Source organism: Kaustia mangrovi (assembly GCF_015482775.1).
Taxonomy (GTDB): Bacteria; Pseudomonadota; Alphaproteobacteria; order Rhizobiales; family Im1; genus Kaustia; species Kaustia mangrovi.
The window spans coordinates 3,246,542-3,262,762 of record NZ_CP058214.1 but is presented as its reverse complement, the minus strand read 5'-3'; the positions used below and the strand labels follow the sequence as shown (position 1 = coordinate 3,262,762).

The window sequence follows — 16,221 nt, the reverse complement described above, 5'->3', positions numbered from 1 at the left end:
CCCCGGGGTGCACAACGTGGAGGCGATCCATCCGGCCGGCGGGACATGTCCGACATTCGTTTCCGCCCCTTAACGCACGACGATCAAGGCGACGTCATGACGAAGAATACGGTTTTCATCCACACCAACGCCAAGCAGATGGTCGGCGCGCTGGTCGCCGCGCACTCGCTCAAGCGCAATTCGGCGCGGCCCGACGCCTTCGACGTGAAGATCATCGCGCGCGAGGATTTCGATTTCTTCGACGCCTATGAGGGCCGGACCTTCCTGCGCGCGGGCTCGGAGCGGCACTGGCGCAACGACGACCTGCAATCCTTCACGCCGCTGCGCTTCATGCCACCGAAACTCATGGGCTACGAGGGCCGGGCGGTCGTGATCGATCCGGACATCTTCGCCGTGGGCGACATTACCGAGCTTCTCGAGCGCGACATGGAGGGCAAGGCGATCTTCGCAAGACCCCGTCCGGGGCACAATGGCCGCGAGGATTATGTCGCCTCCTCCGTCATGCTGCTCGACTGCGCCAGGCTCCGGCACTGGGACTGCGAGGCCGATTTCGAGGCGCTGTTCCGCAAGGAGCGCGATTACGAGGACTGGATCATCCTTGCCTATGAGCCGCGCGAGACGCTCGGCGCGCTGGAGACGGTGTGGAACGATTTCGACCGGCTCGCGCCCGACACGCGGCTGTTGCACAACACCAAGCGGCGCACCCAGCCCTGGAAGACCGGCCTGCCGGTCGACTTCACCAACCGGCTGAAGTCGCGTTGGCTGTCGAAGCTCGTCGGCGACAACGGCATCCGGCTGCCCGGGCGCTACAGGGCCCATCCCGACCGCAACCAGGAGCGCTTCTTCTTCGCGCTGTTGCGGGAATGCGTCGCGACGGGCCAGGTGTCGGAAGACTATCTCAAGAGCGAGATCGAACAGCGCCACATCCGCCCCGACGCCCTCAGCCAGCTCGCCTCAGCCCCGGCGCTGGAGGAGATCCGCCCGGTCTGAGGCGCCGTCTCCCCCTTTCGGAGCCAGCCTGAAACGACAAAGCCCCCGTGGCCGGACCCGTCATCCGGCCGCGGGGGCTTTGTCTTGCAATGCACTCTTATGGCCAGCCCGCCTTTGCGGCGTGGCCCAAAACAGGAAACGGCCCGCCGGATGGCGGACCGTTTCGCTGTGTCCAAAATGGACCGGCGTCTGTCTTAGTAGAACAGGCCGCCGAAATTGTAGGCGATGCCGACCATGCCGGTATGCGTGACCGGCGAGATCTTGATGGCGAGGCCGTCCTCGTTGAACCAGGTCTCCTTGCCGAAGTCGGTGTAGCGGTACTCGACGCGCGCCGTGATCGACTCGGTCAGCTTGGTCTCGATGCCGGCGCCGATGTGCCAACCATTGTAGGTCTCGTCCTGCTTGAACGAGTCGCCGCCACCCGACACCTTGAAGGTGTACTCGGTGTTCGACCAACCGCCGATGACATAGAGCATGGTGTTGTCGGAGGGCAGCCAGCCAGCACGCGCCGACACGCTCCACACGATGTCGTTGTCGAACTTCGCGTCGATTGGGATGCTGCCCGACAGCTTCGTGTCGAAATCGGGGACGTTGATGTCGCCCTGGATGCCGAGCACGAACTGCGGCGAAACCTGGAAGTTGTAGCCGACGAAGCCGCCGAACATGAAACCGTCGCCACCGACGCCATCGAGCTTGATGTCGTCACCGTCGAACTCGGCCTTCGGCGTGGCATTGTGCGCACCGCCACCGACGAAGCCGCCGATATACGGGCCGGTCCAGGTCATGACCGGCGGGGGCGGCGGCGGGGGGGCCACGTAAAGGTCAGCAGCCTCGGCCTTGTTGCTCATCATCGACGCGGAGACGAGCGCCGCCGCTGCGACACTCCCCAGCGCCAAGCTCTTGAATGTCTTGGTCATGTTACTCAATTCCCCGTGCTTCGGCAGAAATCTGCCCCCAAACTCGTGAGAGTCTACTTAGCGGGGCGCGGCGCTGCTCGCCACAGGAAATTTCGACTTCCGTAGCTAATGACCAAGATGCGTTGCATTTTGACAACGATTCTCTCTATCGGAGATTGATTTATCCACAAAACTCCCCTTGTGCGGGTAAAAACCACCCGAAACTGTGCATTTGGATGTCGACAATCCGGCGCGGAGATGGCGGCGGCCTGGCAGAAGGCTCGCTCGGACGGGAGCCCCGCCAAGGCCGGCAGCCGAAGCCCTGCCGGCCCTGGGGGGCACGGGCCCCCTTCACCCGGCGGATGCAGATCCGGGCGAAGGGTCCGATTGCCGTGCCGGTTCTCTCGGACCGGACCTCCAGTCCCCGCTCAGTAGAACAGGCCGCTGAAGTTGTAGGCGATGCCCACCATACCGGTGTGCGTGACGGGCTTCGTCTTCACGGCGATGTTGAGATCCACCTCGTCCCCGATCGGGAAGTCGTCGCTGAAGAACGTCTTCCGCCCGAAATCGGTATAGCGGTATTCGACGCGGGCCGTGATCGCCTCCGTCAGCTTCGTCTCGATACCGGCGCCGATGTGCCAGCCATTGAACGTCTTGTTGAGATCGATGAGGTCGGACTTGAACTCGTATTTGGTGTTCGACCAGCCGCCGATGATATAGAGCATCGTGTTGTCGGCGGGCAGCCAGCCGACGCGGGCCGACAGGCTCCAGACGATGTCGTTCTCCAGCTTGGCGACATTGTTCTCGAGAATGCTCAGCTCGGTCTCGAAATCGGGCACGTTGATGTCGCCCTGGATGCCGAGCACGAATTGCGGCGAGACCTGGAAGTTGTAGCCGACGAAACCGCCGAACATGAAACCGTCGCCGCCGAAGCCGTCGAGCCCGGCGAGTTCTCCGGACGGTCCCGGACCACCCTCGACGTCGAGATGCACCGACGTGTCGACATTGTGGGCCCCACCCCCGACGAAACCGCCGATATACGGGCCGGTCCAGGTCATGACCGGCGGAGGCGGCGGCGGAGGCGGCACATAGAGATCGGCGGCCTCGGCCGTGTTGCTTGTCATGGACGCCGACACCAGCGCGGCGGCAGCCACGCCGGCAAGCGCCAGAGTCTTCGAAAATCTGCTCATCTCGCTACTCCCCTCAAAACCCGAAAGGTCGTCTACAGCCCCCAAGTCGCTGTAGGATCATTCTAAGGGGAAAACGACGGCACCATGCTACCGCCAAGATACGCTCAGCCCATGAATCTGGCTGTTCGTTGCAATTTCACAACAAATTTGTATCTTTTTTGAAGTAATGGCATCATATTACCACCAAGGCGCGTAGAGCAGTCCGCGCCCGTATCGTCTTTAGGTTGCAGAACGCCCCCCCTTTCCACGGGCACCCCGGTCAGTTCCGGCTTTTCTTACCCGGCAGATGGACCCGGAGCCGGCTTGTCCCGCCCGGAAATCTCCAGAAGGCCGGCGGTGAGAATCAGCACCGTCCCGACGATCTCGCGCGCGCCGAAGGGCTCGTCGGTGAGAATCGCCGCCGACGTCACGCCGACCGCGATCTCGCCCATCAGCAGGATGCCGACCCGCGCCGCCGACAGCCGCGCCGCGCCCCACAGGGTCAGGACGGTCGCGGGCAGCACGGCGAGCCCGACGGTGAGCGCCACGAGCGGCGCCGCGCCCGCGAGACGGGAGCCGTCGAGGACGGGCGCGATACCCTCCAGCGGCAGCGCCACGGCGAGGCAGAAGCCCAGCCCGGCCGCGAAGAACAGGAAGACGGAGGACGGCGCGCTCAGCGCGGAGCCCGTCACATAGAGCCTCAGGGATCCGTAAGCCCAGATCACGCCGGCGGCGAGGGCGAAGAGATCGCCCGCATTCTGCGGCAGCGGGATCTGCTCGTCGGCGCGGAACACGACGAGCAGGCCCAGAATGCCGCTGACGAGCGCGGCCATGCGCAGCGCGGTGATCCGTTCGCCGAGGATGAGCCGGCCGAGCAGCGCGCCCCAGACCGGGGTCAGGTAGAAGAGCAGGATCGTGCGCGCGACATCGGTGAGAAGCAGCGCCATGGCATAGAGCGCGAAGCCGCCGCCCGTCATGACGCCGGTGACGACGGCCGCCATGCCGCCGGCGGCCAGCTCCGCCCTCCGGCGGAGGGCAAACGGGCCCAGCGCGAGCGCGGCCACGGCGTAGATCAGCACCGTCGCCCAGCCGGGCGGCAGCCCCGCCTCGCCCAGCAGGCGCATCGGGATCCAGAACAGGCCCCACAGTATGCCGGACAGCGCAACGGACGCGCTGGCGAGCGCCTTCGGCGACATGGGCAACATAGGCGATGACCCGCGCGGCGACATGGGGCTCAGGGACCGTTTCCGACGCAGCCGCCCGGGCGCGCCCCGACCGGGCCGCGGGGCGCCGCGGCAACCGGTTTCACGGGATCAGCCGCGCAGGAAGGCGACCGCCTCGTCGACGGTCTTGAACCGCCTCCAGCCCTGGCTCGTTTCCACATCCGCCATGCCGTTCTCGTATTCGATCAGGCGGCGGCCCTCGACAATGCCGTCGCGCACGATCTGGGCGCGGCGCTCGAAGCGCGGCTCATCACTCCCGCCATTGGTCGGCTGGGCCGGCTCGGGCGCCTGCGCGCCGATGTCGGACGACAGGGCGGGCCCCGGCCCCGCGCCCATCGACGGCTCGGACGGTGCGCGCGCGACATCCTCGCTCCGCCCCGGGCGCATGCCCGACGCCGAAGGCGGTGTCGCGGCGGGCTCGGCGGCAGGCTCCGGCGCGCTGCTCAGCGTGTCCAGAAGCCGATAGAGCCTGGCGAAACCCCACAGGATCGCGCCCATGATCATCAGCACATAGCCCAGCAGGATGATGTTGTCGGGAATGGCCGCATCCGGCATGGCCGCGACCGTTTCGGACAGATAGGGCAGCCCTCCGGAGGAGGATTCGACCGTCTCCGTCTCGACGATACCGATTCCCAAGACCAGCATGACCCAGCCGCCAATGGCGACGAGCACGCCGACGAACATAAGAACAATCCCCATCCCGCATCTCCTGAAGTCGGCCGACATAGCGGACGGCACAGCACATCGGCGCGTCGGGTGGCCCCGCCGCGCCGCGACCTTCCGTACGATGCGGGCGCCCCCCATGATCGCCGGAAAGTCTCCGCCCCCTTATCCCTCTTCGCCGCCGGCCCTGTCCAGCCCCCAATGCAACATTCTGTTTCACAAAACAGGAATAAAACCAATCCGATACTGGCGGGCAACGGGCCGGAACACCCCCGGCCCGGGTTACCTGAACTTCTCCCAGGCCGTCTTCATGGCACGGTCGAGCTCGCTCCAGGCGCGCTCGGCGCCGGCGCGCATCTCCTCCCAGGCGCCTTCGCTGGCATCGTGCAGCTTCTGGAGCTGTTCCTCCGCCTCGCGCTGGCGCTTGCGGGCCTCGTCGATCTGGCGCTCATATTCGGCCCGCATGTCCTCGCGCGCCCCGCGCGCCTTCTCCTCCAGCCTCGCGATCTCGGCGTTCCATTCCTTCAGCTGGGCATAGAACCGGTCGATATATTCTTCACGCGTCGCCATGGGCAGCCTCCTTTTCTTGCGAATGGCATCCATATGGTCTTTGGTTCCGAGTAGACGGAACGCACGGTGGCGGACATTCGTTCCCTGCCCGACCCGCCCACGGTGCGAGCGAGAGAGGAAACGGTCATGCGCAAGCTACAGGTACAGGGCGTCCATCATATCACGCTGGTCGGGGCCGACCGACAGACCTCCATCGATTTCTGGGAAGGCGTGCTCGGCATGCCCTTCGTGTTCGAGCAGCCCAATCTCGATGCGCCCGACGAGAGCCACCTCTATTTCGATCCGGGCGACGGCCGGCTGATCACCGTGTTCACCGACGAGAGCCGCACGCCCGACCGCAGCCCCAACCCGACCGCCATCGGCAATCTCCACCACATCGCCTTTGCCGTCTCGCGCGCGACCTACACCCAGGCCGCGCGCCGGCTGGAGGAACGCGGCATCGCGCACAGCGGGGAGAAGGACCGCGGCTTCATGGATTCGATTTATTTCCGCGATCCGCTCGGCCAGCTCATCGAGCTGGCCTGCTACAAGTTCGAGCCGCCCGACGGCACCACTCATGCGGAGGTGCTGCACGAGGCGCACCGGCTGCGCGTGATGGCGGGGGATGCCAACATCGCGGATATCCACCTCGCCGACGCGCTCGAGTCGCTGAGCGAGCAGACCACCGACAGCCTGTCGCCCGACCGCACGCCGAAGGATCCCTATTCGCGCGACTGACCGCCGGGCCGCCCTGACGCCCTATCTGGCCGAGACCCGCAGGACATGCGCGCGCAGCGGCTCGGCGAGCAGATAGCCGCCGCCATCGGGCGTGCCGTGCGCCTCAAGCAGCGCCGCAACCGTCTCCGCCTCGCGCCGCGCCGTGTCCGCGCGCGAAGGGTCGATGCCGACGATCGTGTCGAGGAACGCCTCGGCGCTCTCCACGCGCTCCACGGTGTCGTATTCCCACAAGGCCTCCAGCGAGAAGACGCCGTGGGCGACCATGGCGCTGATCGCGCGCTCGGCGCGGGCGCGGATCTCTGTCTCGTCGTCTATCGGGCGCATCACCTCGAAGGACGGGCCGGCGGCCAGCGGCTCCACGACGAGCACGATCCGGCCGGGACCGGTCACGCGCGCGGCCTCGCCGAGCGCCGGCGCCATGGCGGCGGAGGCGACATGGTGGAGACTGTTGAGGAACACCGCGCCGTCGAAAGCGCCATCCGGGAAGGGCAAGGTCTCGCCGGGCGAGACCTCGAATGTCGCCTCCGGCACGGCCCGGCGCGCGGCCTCCACCGCCTCCGGGTTCGGATCGACGCCCGCCACGCGGGCGCCCCGCCGCCGGAGCGCGCCCGCGAGCGCGCCGCGCCCGCAGCCGATATCGAGGAGGGTGCGGCCCGCAAGCCCGTCGAAGGCCAGCGCGATGGCCTCCATGGTGTCCGACGGCGTGCCGCGCGCGGCGATGGGCAGTTCGGTCTCGACAGTCATATCTCTCCTGGAGGGTTAAAGGGTCATGACGTGGCGCACCGTGCGCCCGTCGGCAAGCATGTCGAAGGCCTCGTTGATGCCGTCGAGCGTGCCGGTGCTGGTCATCAGCCGGTCGACGGGCAGGCGTCCTTGCGCATAGAGCGCCATATAGCGCGGCAGGTCGCGCATGGGGATGGCGCTTCCCACATAGCTGCCACGCACGGTGCGCTCCTCGGCAACGAGGCTCACCGGCGGCAGCGCGATGGTATGGGCCGGATTGGCGAGCCCTGCCGTGACCGTCGACCCGCCGCGCCGCGTGATCTTGTAGGCGAGCTCGAAGGCCTTCACCGAGCCGGCCATCTCGAAAGCGTGATCGACGCCGCCGCCCGTGATCTCCCTGACCTCGTCGGCGCAGCCCGGCTCCGACGCATTGACCGTGTCGGTCGCGCCGAGCTCGCTGGCGAAGGCGAGCTTGTCCTCGGCGAGGTCGACCGCAACGATGCGCGAGGCGCCCGCCGCGACCGCGCCGAGAAGCGCCGACAGCCCGACGCCGCCGAGCCCCACGACGGCGACCGACTGGCCCGCCTTCACGTCCGCCGTGTTGATGACGGCCCCGACGCCCGTCAGCACCGCGCAGCCGAACAGCGCCGCCTTGTCGAGCGGGAACTCCCGCCCGATCCGGATCAGCGAGCGGCGCGACAGCACCGCATGGTCGGCGAAGGCGGAGACCCCGATATGGTGGTTGACGTCGCCGCCGGAGCGGTGAAGGCGGCGCGCACCGGAGATCAGCGTGCCCGCCCCATTGGCGGCATTGCCGGGCTCGCACAGCGCCGGACGCCCCTCCGCGCAGGGCAGGCAATGGCCGCAGGAAGGCACGAACACCATGACGACATGGTCGCCGGGCTCGAGGTCGTCGACACCGGGACCGGTCTCCTCCACGATGCCGGCGGCCTCGTGGCCGAGCACCATGGGCATCGGGCGCGGGCGGTCGCCATTGATAACGGAGAGGTCAGAATGGCACAGGCTCGCCGCCTTGACCTTGACCAGCACCTCGCCCGGCCCCGGCGGGTCGAGCACGATCTCCTCGATGGAAAGCGGGCGGGTCTCGGCATAAGGCCTCTCGACGGGCGATGCGTTCAGCACCGCGGCCCTCGTCTTCATGACGGTCACTCCCTGCTGGTTCGTTCTGGCCCCGACGGATAGGGGGCTTCACCATAGACCAGCGGGAGCGGCGGCGAAAAGCCCCGGCGGGCGCATCCCGCCGGGGCCGGAACCCTTGAAGCCCGTCAGGCCGCCGCCTTCAGCAGATAGGCGTCGTGGCGGTCCAGAAACGCCTTCAGGCGTTCGCCGTAATCCTCCGTCACAGCCGCGCGGACACTGCTCCGCCCGGCGAGCTCGGCGCGCCATGCGCCGACGCGGGACAGGCCATCGAACACGCCGGTCTCCGCGATCGTGTCGAAGACGTCGAAATATCGGAAGATCGGCGCGAAGACCGCATCGACCAGGCTGAATCCCGCACCGGCGAAATAGGGTGCGGCCCCGAGCTCGCCGTCGAGACGGGCGAATTTCGTCCTGAGCGCCTGGCGCTTGGCCTCGTAGGTCGCCTCGTCGGCCGCCGTCTCGAACCCCCACAGATCCGACAGGATGGCGGAGCCGAACTCGATCCACCCGCGGTGGCGCGCCCGTTCCAGCGGGTCTTGCGGATGGAGCGCGACGCCCGGCTGGGTTTCCTCCAGATACTCGCAGATGGCGGCGGATTCGAACAGCACCGTCTCGCCGCCCGCCTCGTCGCGGACGATCAGGAGCGGCACCTTGCCGAGCGGCGACAGCCTCACAAACCAGTCGGGCTTCGCCGACAGGTCGATATGGCGCCGCTCGAAGGCCACGCCCTTCTCCGACAGCGCGATGGCGGCGCGCTGCACATAGGGGCAGAGGTGGTGGCTGACCAGCGTCAGCTTGGCGTCCGGCATGATCCTTCTCCCGTTTCGCTCGGCGCGGCACGGCGGTTTCGGGGCAAGATCGCAAGCCGGCCGCGCCATATATATGCAATTGCATCTATATGGCGCTTGCATGCGGCCTGTCAAGGTGTATGTAATTGCATTCATGTGTAGCGCCCCCCCGACAGCGACCGGATCCCCCTCGCCCGCCGCCGTGCGCGCCTGGGTCCGTCTGATGCGTGCGCAGCGGCTCGTGCTGGCCGCCATAGAGCGCGACCTGAAGGATGCCGACCTGCCTCCGCTGAGCTGGTACGACGTTCTGTGGGAGCTTGCGCGCGCCGAGGACGGTCGTCTCAGGCCGTTCGAGATCGAGGAGCGCACCCTGCTCGCCCAGTACAATCTCTCCCGCCTGCTCAATCGTCTCGAGCACAACCGCCTGATCCGCCGCGAGCCCTTCAGCGGCGACGGACGCGGCCATTGGGTCGTCATCACCGACGCCGGCCGCACCCTGCGCGCGCGCATGTGGACGGTCTATGCGGAGGCGATCCGGCGCGAGATCGGCGACCGGCTGAGCGAGGCGGAGGCCGAGGAGCTCGCCGGGTTGCTCTCCAGGCTGGCCGCCACCGCCTGACCAGTCCGGAACCCTCGCCCGTTCAGCGCGGTACGGCCTTGCGGTAGAGGTGCCATGTGGCATGCCCCAGGACGGGGATCGCTATCGCGAGCCCGACAAAGAGCGGAATGCAGCCAATGGCGAGCGAGACGGCGACGATCAGTCCCCAGACCGCCATGGTCGCCGGGTTGGCCGTCACCACCCGGACCGATGTCGCGATCGCCGTCACCACATTCACCTCGCGGTCGAGCAGCATCGGGAAGGAGACGACCGAGACCGCCAGGACCAGCACGGCAAACAGGAACCCCACGCCGTTGCCGATGGCGATGAGCGCCCAGCCTTCCGGCGTCGTGAACACGTCGCGCGCAAAGGCGGACAGCGAAGCGGGCAGCGCCCCGCCGAGGGTCAGCTCGTAGATCCCCCAGGCCACGGCGAGCCAGACCCCGAAGATCGCCAGGAGCAGACCGGCGAGAATGGCGAGCGAGCCGATGGCGGTATGGCGAACGACAGCGATGGCGTCGCCCCAACGCGGCTCCTCGCCAGCCTCGCGACGCCGGCTGATCTCGTAGAAGACGATGGCGATAACCGGGCCGATCAGCGTGAAGCCCGCCAGGATCGGGAAGACCAGGGGCAGGAGATTACCGCCGATCACCGCGCGCACGAGCAGCACGCTGATGACCGGATAGATGACGCACAGGAAGAAGATGTCGCTGCGGTTCGCCCGGAAATCGTCCAGCCCCTTCGCCAGCGCATCCCTCAAATCCGCCAGGCTCACCGTCCGGATGGCCGGCGTCTCCAGGGGCGTTTCCGCAGTGTCGAAACCTGTCGACTTCGCCATGACGCACGTCTCCCTCGGCAATTCGCCCCGGAGCCCCGTCGAACGGCGATCCCTCATTGTGTTGGGTCATTATACACCGTCCGGCCGCCTTGTTCGAGGCGTCCACCATCACAAGACCGGGAGAACGGAGAGATCGCCGGCCAGTGGCCGACGGGCGGTCTATTCGCCAGCGGCGGTCCGGTGGCCCAGCACCTGCCCCAGGAACAGCCGGGTCCGGTCGTTCCGGGGGGCCTCGAAGAACGCTTCGGGCGCGTTCTCCTCCATGATCTGGCCCATATCCATGAAGACGACGCGATCGGCGACCTCGCGCGCGAAGCCCATTTCGTGGGTGACGCACAGCATCGTCATCCCCTCCTGCGCCAATTGCAGCATCGTATCGAGCACCTCCTTGATCATTTCCGGATCGAGGGCGGAGGTCGGCTCGTCGAAGAGCATGATCCGCGGCTTCATGCACAGGCTGCGGGCGATGGCCACACGTTGCTGCTGTCCGCCGGAGAGCTGGCCGGGATATTTGCCCGCCTGATCCAGGACCCCGACCTTGTCCAGATAGTGGACGGCGATATCCTCGGCCTCTTCGAACGGGATCTTCCGCACCCAGACCGGCGCCAGTGTGCAGTTCTCCAGGATGGTCAGATGCGGAAACAGGTTGAAGTGCTGGAAGCACATCCCGACTTCGGAGCGGATCCTGTCGATGTTCCTCAGATCGGAGGACAGACGCGTGCCGTCGACGGTGATGGATCCGCTCTGGTGGTCTTCCAGGGCGTTGATGCAGCGGATCATCGTCGACTTGCCCGAGCCGGACGGGCCGCAGATCACGATCCGCTCCCCACGGGCGACGGTCAGGTTGATGTCCCGCAGGGCATGGTAGGTCCCATACCACTTGTTCATGTTGCGGATGTCGATGGCCACATCCTCGGTGGCCGCCTTGCGCAGTGTTGCGGTCATGGTGGCGTTCCTATCGATGATCGGTGCGCAACTGCCTTTCCAGCCACATCGAGTATTGCGACATGGCAAAGCAGAGGGCGAAGAAGAGAACGGCGACGAAGCCGTAGATTTCCCAGGCGATCCCGGTCCAGGCGCTATCCGCGCGGATGTTGTTGGCCAGCCCCAGCGGGTCGAGGAGGCCGATGACCGAGACGAGCGTGGTGTCCTTGAAGACCGAGATGAACGTGCTGACGATGCCCGGAATGGAGATTCTGAGCGCCTGCGGCAGGACGATCAGCCGCTGGGTCTGCCAGTATGCGAGGCCGAGGCTCGCGGCCCCTTCGGTCTGGCCCCTGGGAACCGCCGAGAGCGCCCCGCGCACGACCTCCGCGACATAGGCGGCGGCAAACAGCGTCACCATGATGATGACCCGCAGCACGATATCGAAATTGGTTCCCGGCGGCAGGAAGATATTGAGCAGGGTCGAGGCCACGAACAGCAATGTGATGAGCGGAACGCCGCGGATGAACTCGATGAATCCCGTGGACACCAGGCGCAGGAGCGGCAGGCGCGAGGTGCGGCCGAGCGCGAGCGCAATGCCGAGCGGCAGAGAGAACACGATGGCGCACAGGCCGATCACGACCGACAGGAGGAACCCGCCGAACTCCCGGCCGGTCACAGGCGCCAGGCCGACATCGCCGGAGACCGGCAAGGCGTGCGCTGCCGCGAAGGTGGCGACGGCAACACACAGGGCGAGCCAGGCCCTGGCCCCGCAGCGATAGGCAAGCCAGGCGGCCAGTCCTGCAAGCACGGCAGAGAGCACCGGCGCAACCGGGCCGCCCCACAGCAGATAGGGCGCGACCGCAAAGGGCACGAAACCCCATTTGCGGCCGCCGGGCGGGGCCTTCACGCGCAAGAGCCATGCAAGTCCGGGGACCAGCAGGCCAAAGGCCAGGATCGGGCGCCACATGAGATCGCGCGGATAGAACCCGATAAGGATCTGCAGCCAGCGTTCGCGGATCACCCCCCAGCAAGCCTTGTGGCGATGATCGGCGAGGATCTCGCGGCACTGGGAGAGCGAATTGGCCGACCATGTGTCCGACAGCGACCAGGACAGGACCGTCCAGACGATCCACACCAGAACGCCGATGGACAGGAGCGAGACGGCCGCCTGGAGCGGGCCCCTCCTCCGTATCTCCGCCAGTCGCCCCGCCAGCCCGCTGCGGGCCTCGGGGGCCGGTCGGGGCGCGATCGTCTCGGTCCGGCAAAAGGACGGCGCGGGCATGGTCAGCGCTCCTTCCATTGGACGCGGGCGTTGTACCAGTTGAGCGCCACGGACACGCCGGCGGAAACGGAGAGATAGAACCCCATTCCAAGCAGCACGGCCTCCAGTTCCCGGCCCGTCTGGTTCAGGGTGATCCCCATCAGCGTGCCGGTGAGATCCATGTAGCCGACGGCGATGGCGAGCGAGGAGTTCTTCGTCAGGCTCAGATATTGCGAGATCAGCGGCGGTATGATCACCCGCTGGGCCTGCGGCAGGACGACCAGCCGCATGGTCTGGCCGGGGGAAAGGCCGAGCGAGGCCGCTGCTTCCTTCTGCCCCTCTGCCACCGCGGCGATCCCGGACCGGACGATTTCGGCCACGAAGGCCGCCGTGTAGAGCGAAAGCGCAAGCCACAGGGCGATCAGCGAGTTGCGCAGATGCACGCCGCCCCTGAAGTTGAACCCCTTCAGCTCCGGCACGGTCAGGGCCGGACCACTCCACACGACCGCGAGCCCCACAAGCGCGATCCAGATGCCGAGCGCCGGCAGCCATGTGCCGGGGCGCCGGCCAGTGGCCCGCTGGCGGCGGTCGGCGACACGGGCCAGGGCGAAGGAGCAGGCGCCCGCACCGATGATCGCGGCGACGAGCATCCAGGCACCGCCGGGCGTCGTGAACGACAGGCTCGGCACGAAGACGCCGCGATTGGTCACGGCGATGCTGTCGGACAGCCACATGGTGGCCGTGTGGTCCGCGCCCCGGAAGGCGCTCGGGGGCGGCAGGGCCTCCGTGATCAGCGCGAAGATGAGAAGCAGCCAGAGCAGCACCGGCACGTTGCGGAACACCTCCACATAGACGCGGGCGAGGCCTGCAAGCGGGCGGTTCGGGCTCAGGCGCGCAATGCCGATGAACAGGCCCAGGACCGTGGCGGTCGCACACCCCATGGCAGCCACGACCAGAGTGTTCACGAGGCCTGTGAGCGCCGCGCGCAGATGGCTGCTCTCGGGACTGTAGGGGATCAGGCTCTGGTTGATGTCGTAGCCGGCCTTGTCGAAGAGAAAGCCGAAGGAGATCGGCTTGCCGAGCGCGGCCATATTGGTGAGCGTGTTGGAGATCAGCCAGCCCAGAACGGTCAGGATGAGGACGGCCGCGATCGCCTGCAGCGTCTTGTCACGATAGCGCGTGTCCGACAGCAGGTGGGGCAGCCGTATCCTGTCCGTTGCGATGGTAAGTGCCGTATGAGCCATGCAGATATCCTTGGAGGTCGGGCCGTACGGAACGCTGGCCTGCCCGGCGGGGAGACGGGCAGGCCAGACGGTCTCAACGGAAGGGCGGTGCGTATTGCAGGCCGCCATTCGTCCAGAGCGCATTCAGGCCGCGCTCCAGACCGATGGGCGAGTCGGTGCCGAGATTGCGCGAGAACATCTCGCCGTAGTTCCCCACCGCGGCGATCGCGTCCCGCGCCCATCCTGCCGACAGGCCGTTCATGGCCCCGAGATCGCCATCCGTGCCGAGCAGGCGGCCCACTTCGGGCACCTTGCTCGCAGCGGCCTGTTCGTCGACGTTTTCGGATGTGAGCCCCAGCTCCTCGGCTGCGACCAGCGCACGGACGGTCCAGCCGACGATATCGGCCCAGCGGTCGTCGCCATGGCGGACGAGGGGACCGAGGGGCTCCTTGGAGATGACCTCCGGCAGGATCATATGGGCCGTCGGATCGGCAAAGCTCGACCGGGCCGCCGCCAACGCGGAGGTGTCGGCCGTATAGACGTCGCAGGACTGGGCGAGATATTGCTGTTGCGCCTCCGCCGGGGACTCGATCGGCACCGGCTCGTAGGACATGCCGTTCGACAGGAAGAACTCCGACAGGTTCAGCTCGGTCGTCGTGCCGGTCTGGATGCAGACGGTCGCGCCGTCGAGATCCTTGGCGGACTCGATCCCGACCGCCTTGCGGATCAAGAACCCCTGACCGTCATAGTAGGTCGTGCCGGTGAAGTCCGCCGCAAGCTCCGTGTCGCGCGAATAGGTCCATGTCGTGTTCCGCGACAGGATGTCGATCTCGCCGGAGCTGAGCGCGGTGAACCGCGTCTTGCCGGTCAGCGGCACGAACTCCACCGCATCGCCATCCCCGAGCGTGGCCGCGGCCACCGCGCGGCAGATATCCACGTCGAAGCCCGCCCACTCGCCTTTGCTGTCGGTATAGGAGAACCCGGCAAGCCCGGTATTCACACCGCACACCAGCCGCCCGCGCTCGCGGACGGTCTCCAGGGTGTCGGCTAAGGCCGGGATCGCCCCCATGACCGCGACGAGCAGGCCGACGGCGCTCGCCATCACCGGTTTCGTAACTGGGTTCATTCTCTCCTCCACGTGATTGACTGACTGGTTTCGCCGGCAGGCCGGACACGCTCTTCCAGCGCTTCCCCCCGCGGCCATGGACAGCGATTGCCGCCGCACAGCCGCCGACAGGGCGGTCCCGCCGGCCCTTGCGGATGTCTTTCAGAGGCCGGAGCGCCGGCTCACGACAGGGCCTGGCCGACATCCTCCAGCAACGCGCCGGTGGGCTCGATGCCGGTTGCGAAGCGGATCATCCCGGGAGCGATGCCCTGCTTGCGGAGGTCGTCCTCCGACAGCCGGTTGCCGAACAACGCGGCGGGCTGCATCACCACGGAGTTCACACCGCCCAGGCTGCTGGCGTTGTCGGGCACCGTCAGACGCTCGATGAAGCGCCGCCCCGCCTCCAGCCCGCCCTTGAGCTCGAAGGTGAGCAGGCCGCCGAAGCCCGACATCTGCCGCCTGGCGAGCTCGTGCTGGGGATGCGTCGCAAGACCGGGATAGAAGACGCGGGAAACGGCGCTGTGAGTGTCCAGCATCTCCGCGAGCGCGAGGGCGTTCGCATTGTGCCTCTCGATCCGCAGCTCGAGGGTGCGCAATCCGCGCAGGGCGAGCCACGAATTGAAGGGCGCCCCGGCGCTGCCGAGGACCATGCTGCGATCCCAGATCCGTTCCATGATCTCCCGCGACGACAGGACGGCACCGCCGAGCAGGTCGTGATGCCCGCCGATATATTTGGAGATGCTGTGCATCACGATGTCGACACCGTGCGACGCGGGGCGCTGATTGATGGGCGTTGCGAAGGTGTTGTCGCAGAAGGTGAGGATGCCCCTGTCGCGCGCCAGCGCCGCCACCGCGGAGAGGTCGGTCACGGTCATCAGCGGATTGGCCGGCGTCTCCAGCATGATCAGCTTGGTGTTCGGCCTGATCGCCCGTTCGAAGGCCTCCACCGAGGTCTGGTCGACCACCGTGGACTCCACCCCGTAGGACGGCAGGACGGTGTTCGTCATCTCGTTGGTGCCGATATAGTGGTCGGTCTGGGCCACGACGTGGTCGCCGGCCTGAAGCAGCGCCATCATGGTCGTGGAGATCGCAGCCATTCCCGAGGCGAAGATCATGCCCTCCTCGACCCCCTCGGCCGCAGCCAGCAGCCGCGCAAGGCGCTGGCTGTTGGGATTGCCGCGGCGCGCGTAGAAGTTCGGCGTCATGGGCGCCGAGATCTCCTCGTAATGGTCCGGGCCGAGAATCCGGTAGTTCAGGGATTGCGACAGCGCGGGCGTCAGCGCGGTATCGTCGTCGTAGTCACGATCCCCACAAAGGAAATGCATCGCCAGGGCGCGATCGGAGGTCTCCATTCTTCAACCCTCATTGA

General features: G+C 66.9%; 17 protein-coding genes. 3 read left to right on the top strand and 14 right to left on the bottom strand.

Annotated features, from left to right (window positions below):
• Positions 1 to 96: 96 nt before the first annotated feature.
• Positions 97 to 990 (top strand): glycosyltransferase family protein, encoded by an 894-nt coding sequence (locus HW532_RS15185; RefSeq protein ID WP_213161270.1) that lies wholly within the window; start codon positions 97 to 99, stop codon positions 988 to 990.
• A gap of 194 nt (positions 991 to 1,184) precedes the next feature.
• On the opposite strand, the gene HW532_RS15180 is transcribed toward HW532_RS15185, so the two are convergent.
• From HW532_RS15180 to HW532_RS15160, 5 genes are all read right to left on the bottom strand, one after another.
• The gene (locus tag HW532_RS15180; RefSeq protein ID WP_213161269.1) at positions 1,185 to 1,907 is read right to left on the bottom strand and encodes an outer membrane protein; all 723 of its coding nucleotides are present in this window, start codon (positions 1,905 to 1,907) and stop codon (positions 1,185 to 1,187) included.
• A 407-nt stretch (positions 1,908 to 2,314) separates the two neighbouring features.
• Positions 2,315 to 3,076: an outer membrane protein gene (locus HW532_RS15175; protein ID WP_213161268.1), complete on the bottom strand. Its 762-nt coding sequence runs from the start codon at positions 3,074 to 3,076 to the stop codon at positions 2,315 to 2,317.
• Positions 3,077 to 3,351: 275 nt separating this feature from the next.
• Positions 3,352 to 4,260, bottom strand: coding sequence for a DMT family transporter (locus HW532_RS15170; protein ID WP_213161267.1), 909 nt, complete (start codon positions 4,258 to 4,260; stop codon positions 3,352 to 3,354).
• 108 nt (positions 4,261 to 4,368) lie between these two features.
• Positions 4,369 to 4,977 carry a hypothetical protein gene (locus HW532_RS15165; protein ID WP_213161266.1) on the bottom strand — a complete coding sequence of 203 codons (609 nt, stop codon included), beginning with the start codon at positions 4,975 to 4,977 and terminating at the stop codon, positions 4,369 to 4,371.
• A 246-nt stretch (positions 4,978 to 5,223) separates the two neighbouring features.
• Positions 5,224 to 5,511: a sll1863 family stress response protein gene (locus HW532_RS15160; protein ID WP_213161265.1), complete on the bottom strand. Its 288-nt coding sequence runs from the start codon at positions 5,509 to 5,511 to the stop codon at positions 5,224 to 5,226.
• 126 nt (positions 5,512 to 5,637) lie between these two features.
• On the opposite strand from HW532_RS15160, the gene HW532_RS15155 reads away from it, so the two are divergent.
• Positions 5,638 to 6,228 (top strand): VOC family protein, encoded by a 591-nt coding sequence (locus HW532_RS15155; protein ID WP_213161264.1) that lies wholly within the window; start codon positions 5,638 to 5,640, stop codon positions 6,226 to 6,228.
• A 21-nt stretch (positions 6,229 to 6,249) separates the two neighbouring features.
• Here the strand turns inward: HW532_RS15155 and HW532_RS15150 are convergent, their stop codons facing one another.
• The 3 genes from HW532_RS15150 to HW532_RS15140 all read right to left on the bottom strand — a co-directional run bounded on the left by HW532_RS15150 (position 6,250) and on the right by HW532_RS15140 (position 8,921).
• Positions 6,250 to 6,972 (bottom strand): class I SAM-dependent methyltransferase, encoded by a 723-nt coding sequence (locus HW532_RS15150; protein WP_246479157.1) that lies wholly within the window; start codon positions 6,970 to 6,972, stop codon positions 6,250 to 6,252.
• A gap of 15 nt (positions 6,973 to 6,987) precedes the next feature.
• Complete coding sequence (locus tag HW532_RS15145; RefSeq protein WP_213161263.1) at positions 6,988 to 8,112, bottom strand: zinc-dependent alcohol dehydrogenase family protein; 1,125 nt, start codon at positions 8,110 to 8,112, stop codon at positions 6,988 to 6,990.
• 125 nt (positions 8,113 to 8,237) lie between these two features.
• Entirely contained in the window at positions 8,238 to 8,921 is a 684-nt protein-coding gene (locus HW532_RS15140; protein ID WP_213161262.1) for a glutathione S-transferase family protein, read from the bottom strand.
• Between the two features lie 133 nt (positions 8,922 to 9,054).
• Between HW532_RS15140 and HW532_RS15135 the strand changes: the two genes are divergently transcribed.
• A complete protein-coding gene (locus HW532_RS15135; protein ID WP_246479155.1) occupies positions 9,055 to 9,519 on the top strand; it encodes a MarR family winged helix-turn-helix transcriptional regulator in 465 nt (154 codons plus the stop codon).
• Between the two features lie 22 nt (positions 9,520 to 9,541).
• Here HW532_RS15135 and HW532_RS15130 read toward each other — a convergent pair whose 3' ends face one another.
• The 6 genes from HW532_RS15130 to HW532_RS15105 all read right to left on the bottom strand — a co-directional run bounded on the left by HW532_RS15130 (position 9,542) and on the right by HW532_RS15105 (position 16,204).
• Positions 9,542 to 10,336 (bottom strand): DUF2189 domain-containing protein, encoded by a 795-nt coding sequence (locus HW532_RS15130; protein WP_213161261.1) that lies wholly within the window; start codon positions 10,334 to 10,336, stop codon positions 9,542 to 9,544.
• A gap of 159 nt (positions 10,337 to 10,495) precedes the next feature.
• Positions 10,496 to 11,281, bottom strand: coding sequence for an amino acid ABC transporter ATP-binding protein (locus tag HW532_RS15125; RefSeq protein WP_213161260.1), 786 nt, complete (start codon positions 11,279 to 11,281; stop codon positions 10,496 to 10,498).
• A gap of 10 nt (positions 11,282 to 11,291) precedes the next feature.
• On the bottom strand, positions 11,292 to 12,545 hold the full coding sequence (locus HW532_RS15120; RefSeq protein WP_213161259.1) for an amino acid ABC transporter permease: 1,254 nt from the start codon (positions 12,543 to 12,545) through the stop codon (positions 11,292 to 11,294).
• Between the two features lie 2 nt (positions 12,546 to 12,547).
• On the bottom strand, positions 12,548 to 13,768 hold the full coding sequence (locus HW532_RS15115) for an amino acid ABC transporter permease (protein ID WP_213161258.1): 1,221 nt from the start codon (positions 13,766 to 13,768) through the stop codon (positions 12,548 to 12,550).
• 73 nt (positions 13,769 to 13,841) lie between these two features.
• A complete protein-coding gene (locus HW532_RS15110; protein WP_425491883.1) occupies positions 13,842 to 14,873 on the bottom strand; it encodes an amino acid ABC transporter substrate-binding protein in 1,032 nt (343 codons plus the stop codon).
• Positions 14,874 to 15,034: 161 nt separating this feature from the next.
• Entirely contained in the window at positions 15,035 to 16,204 is a 1,170-nt protein-coding gene (locus HW532_RS15105; RefSeq protein WP_213161257.1) for a trans-sulfuration enzyme family protein, read from the bottom strand.
• Between the last annotated feature and the right edge of the window lie 17 nt (positions 16,205 to 16,221).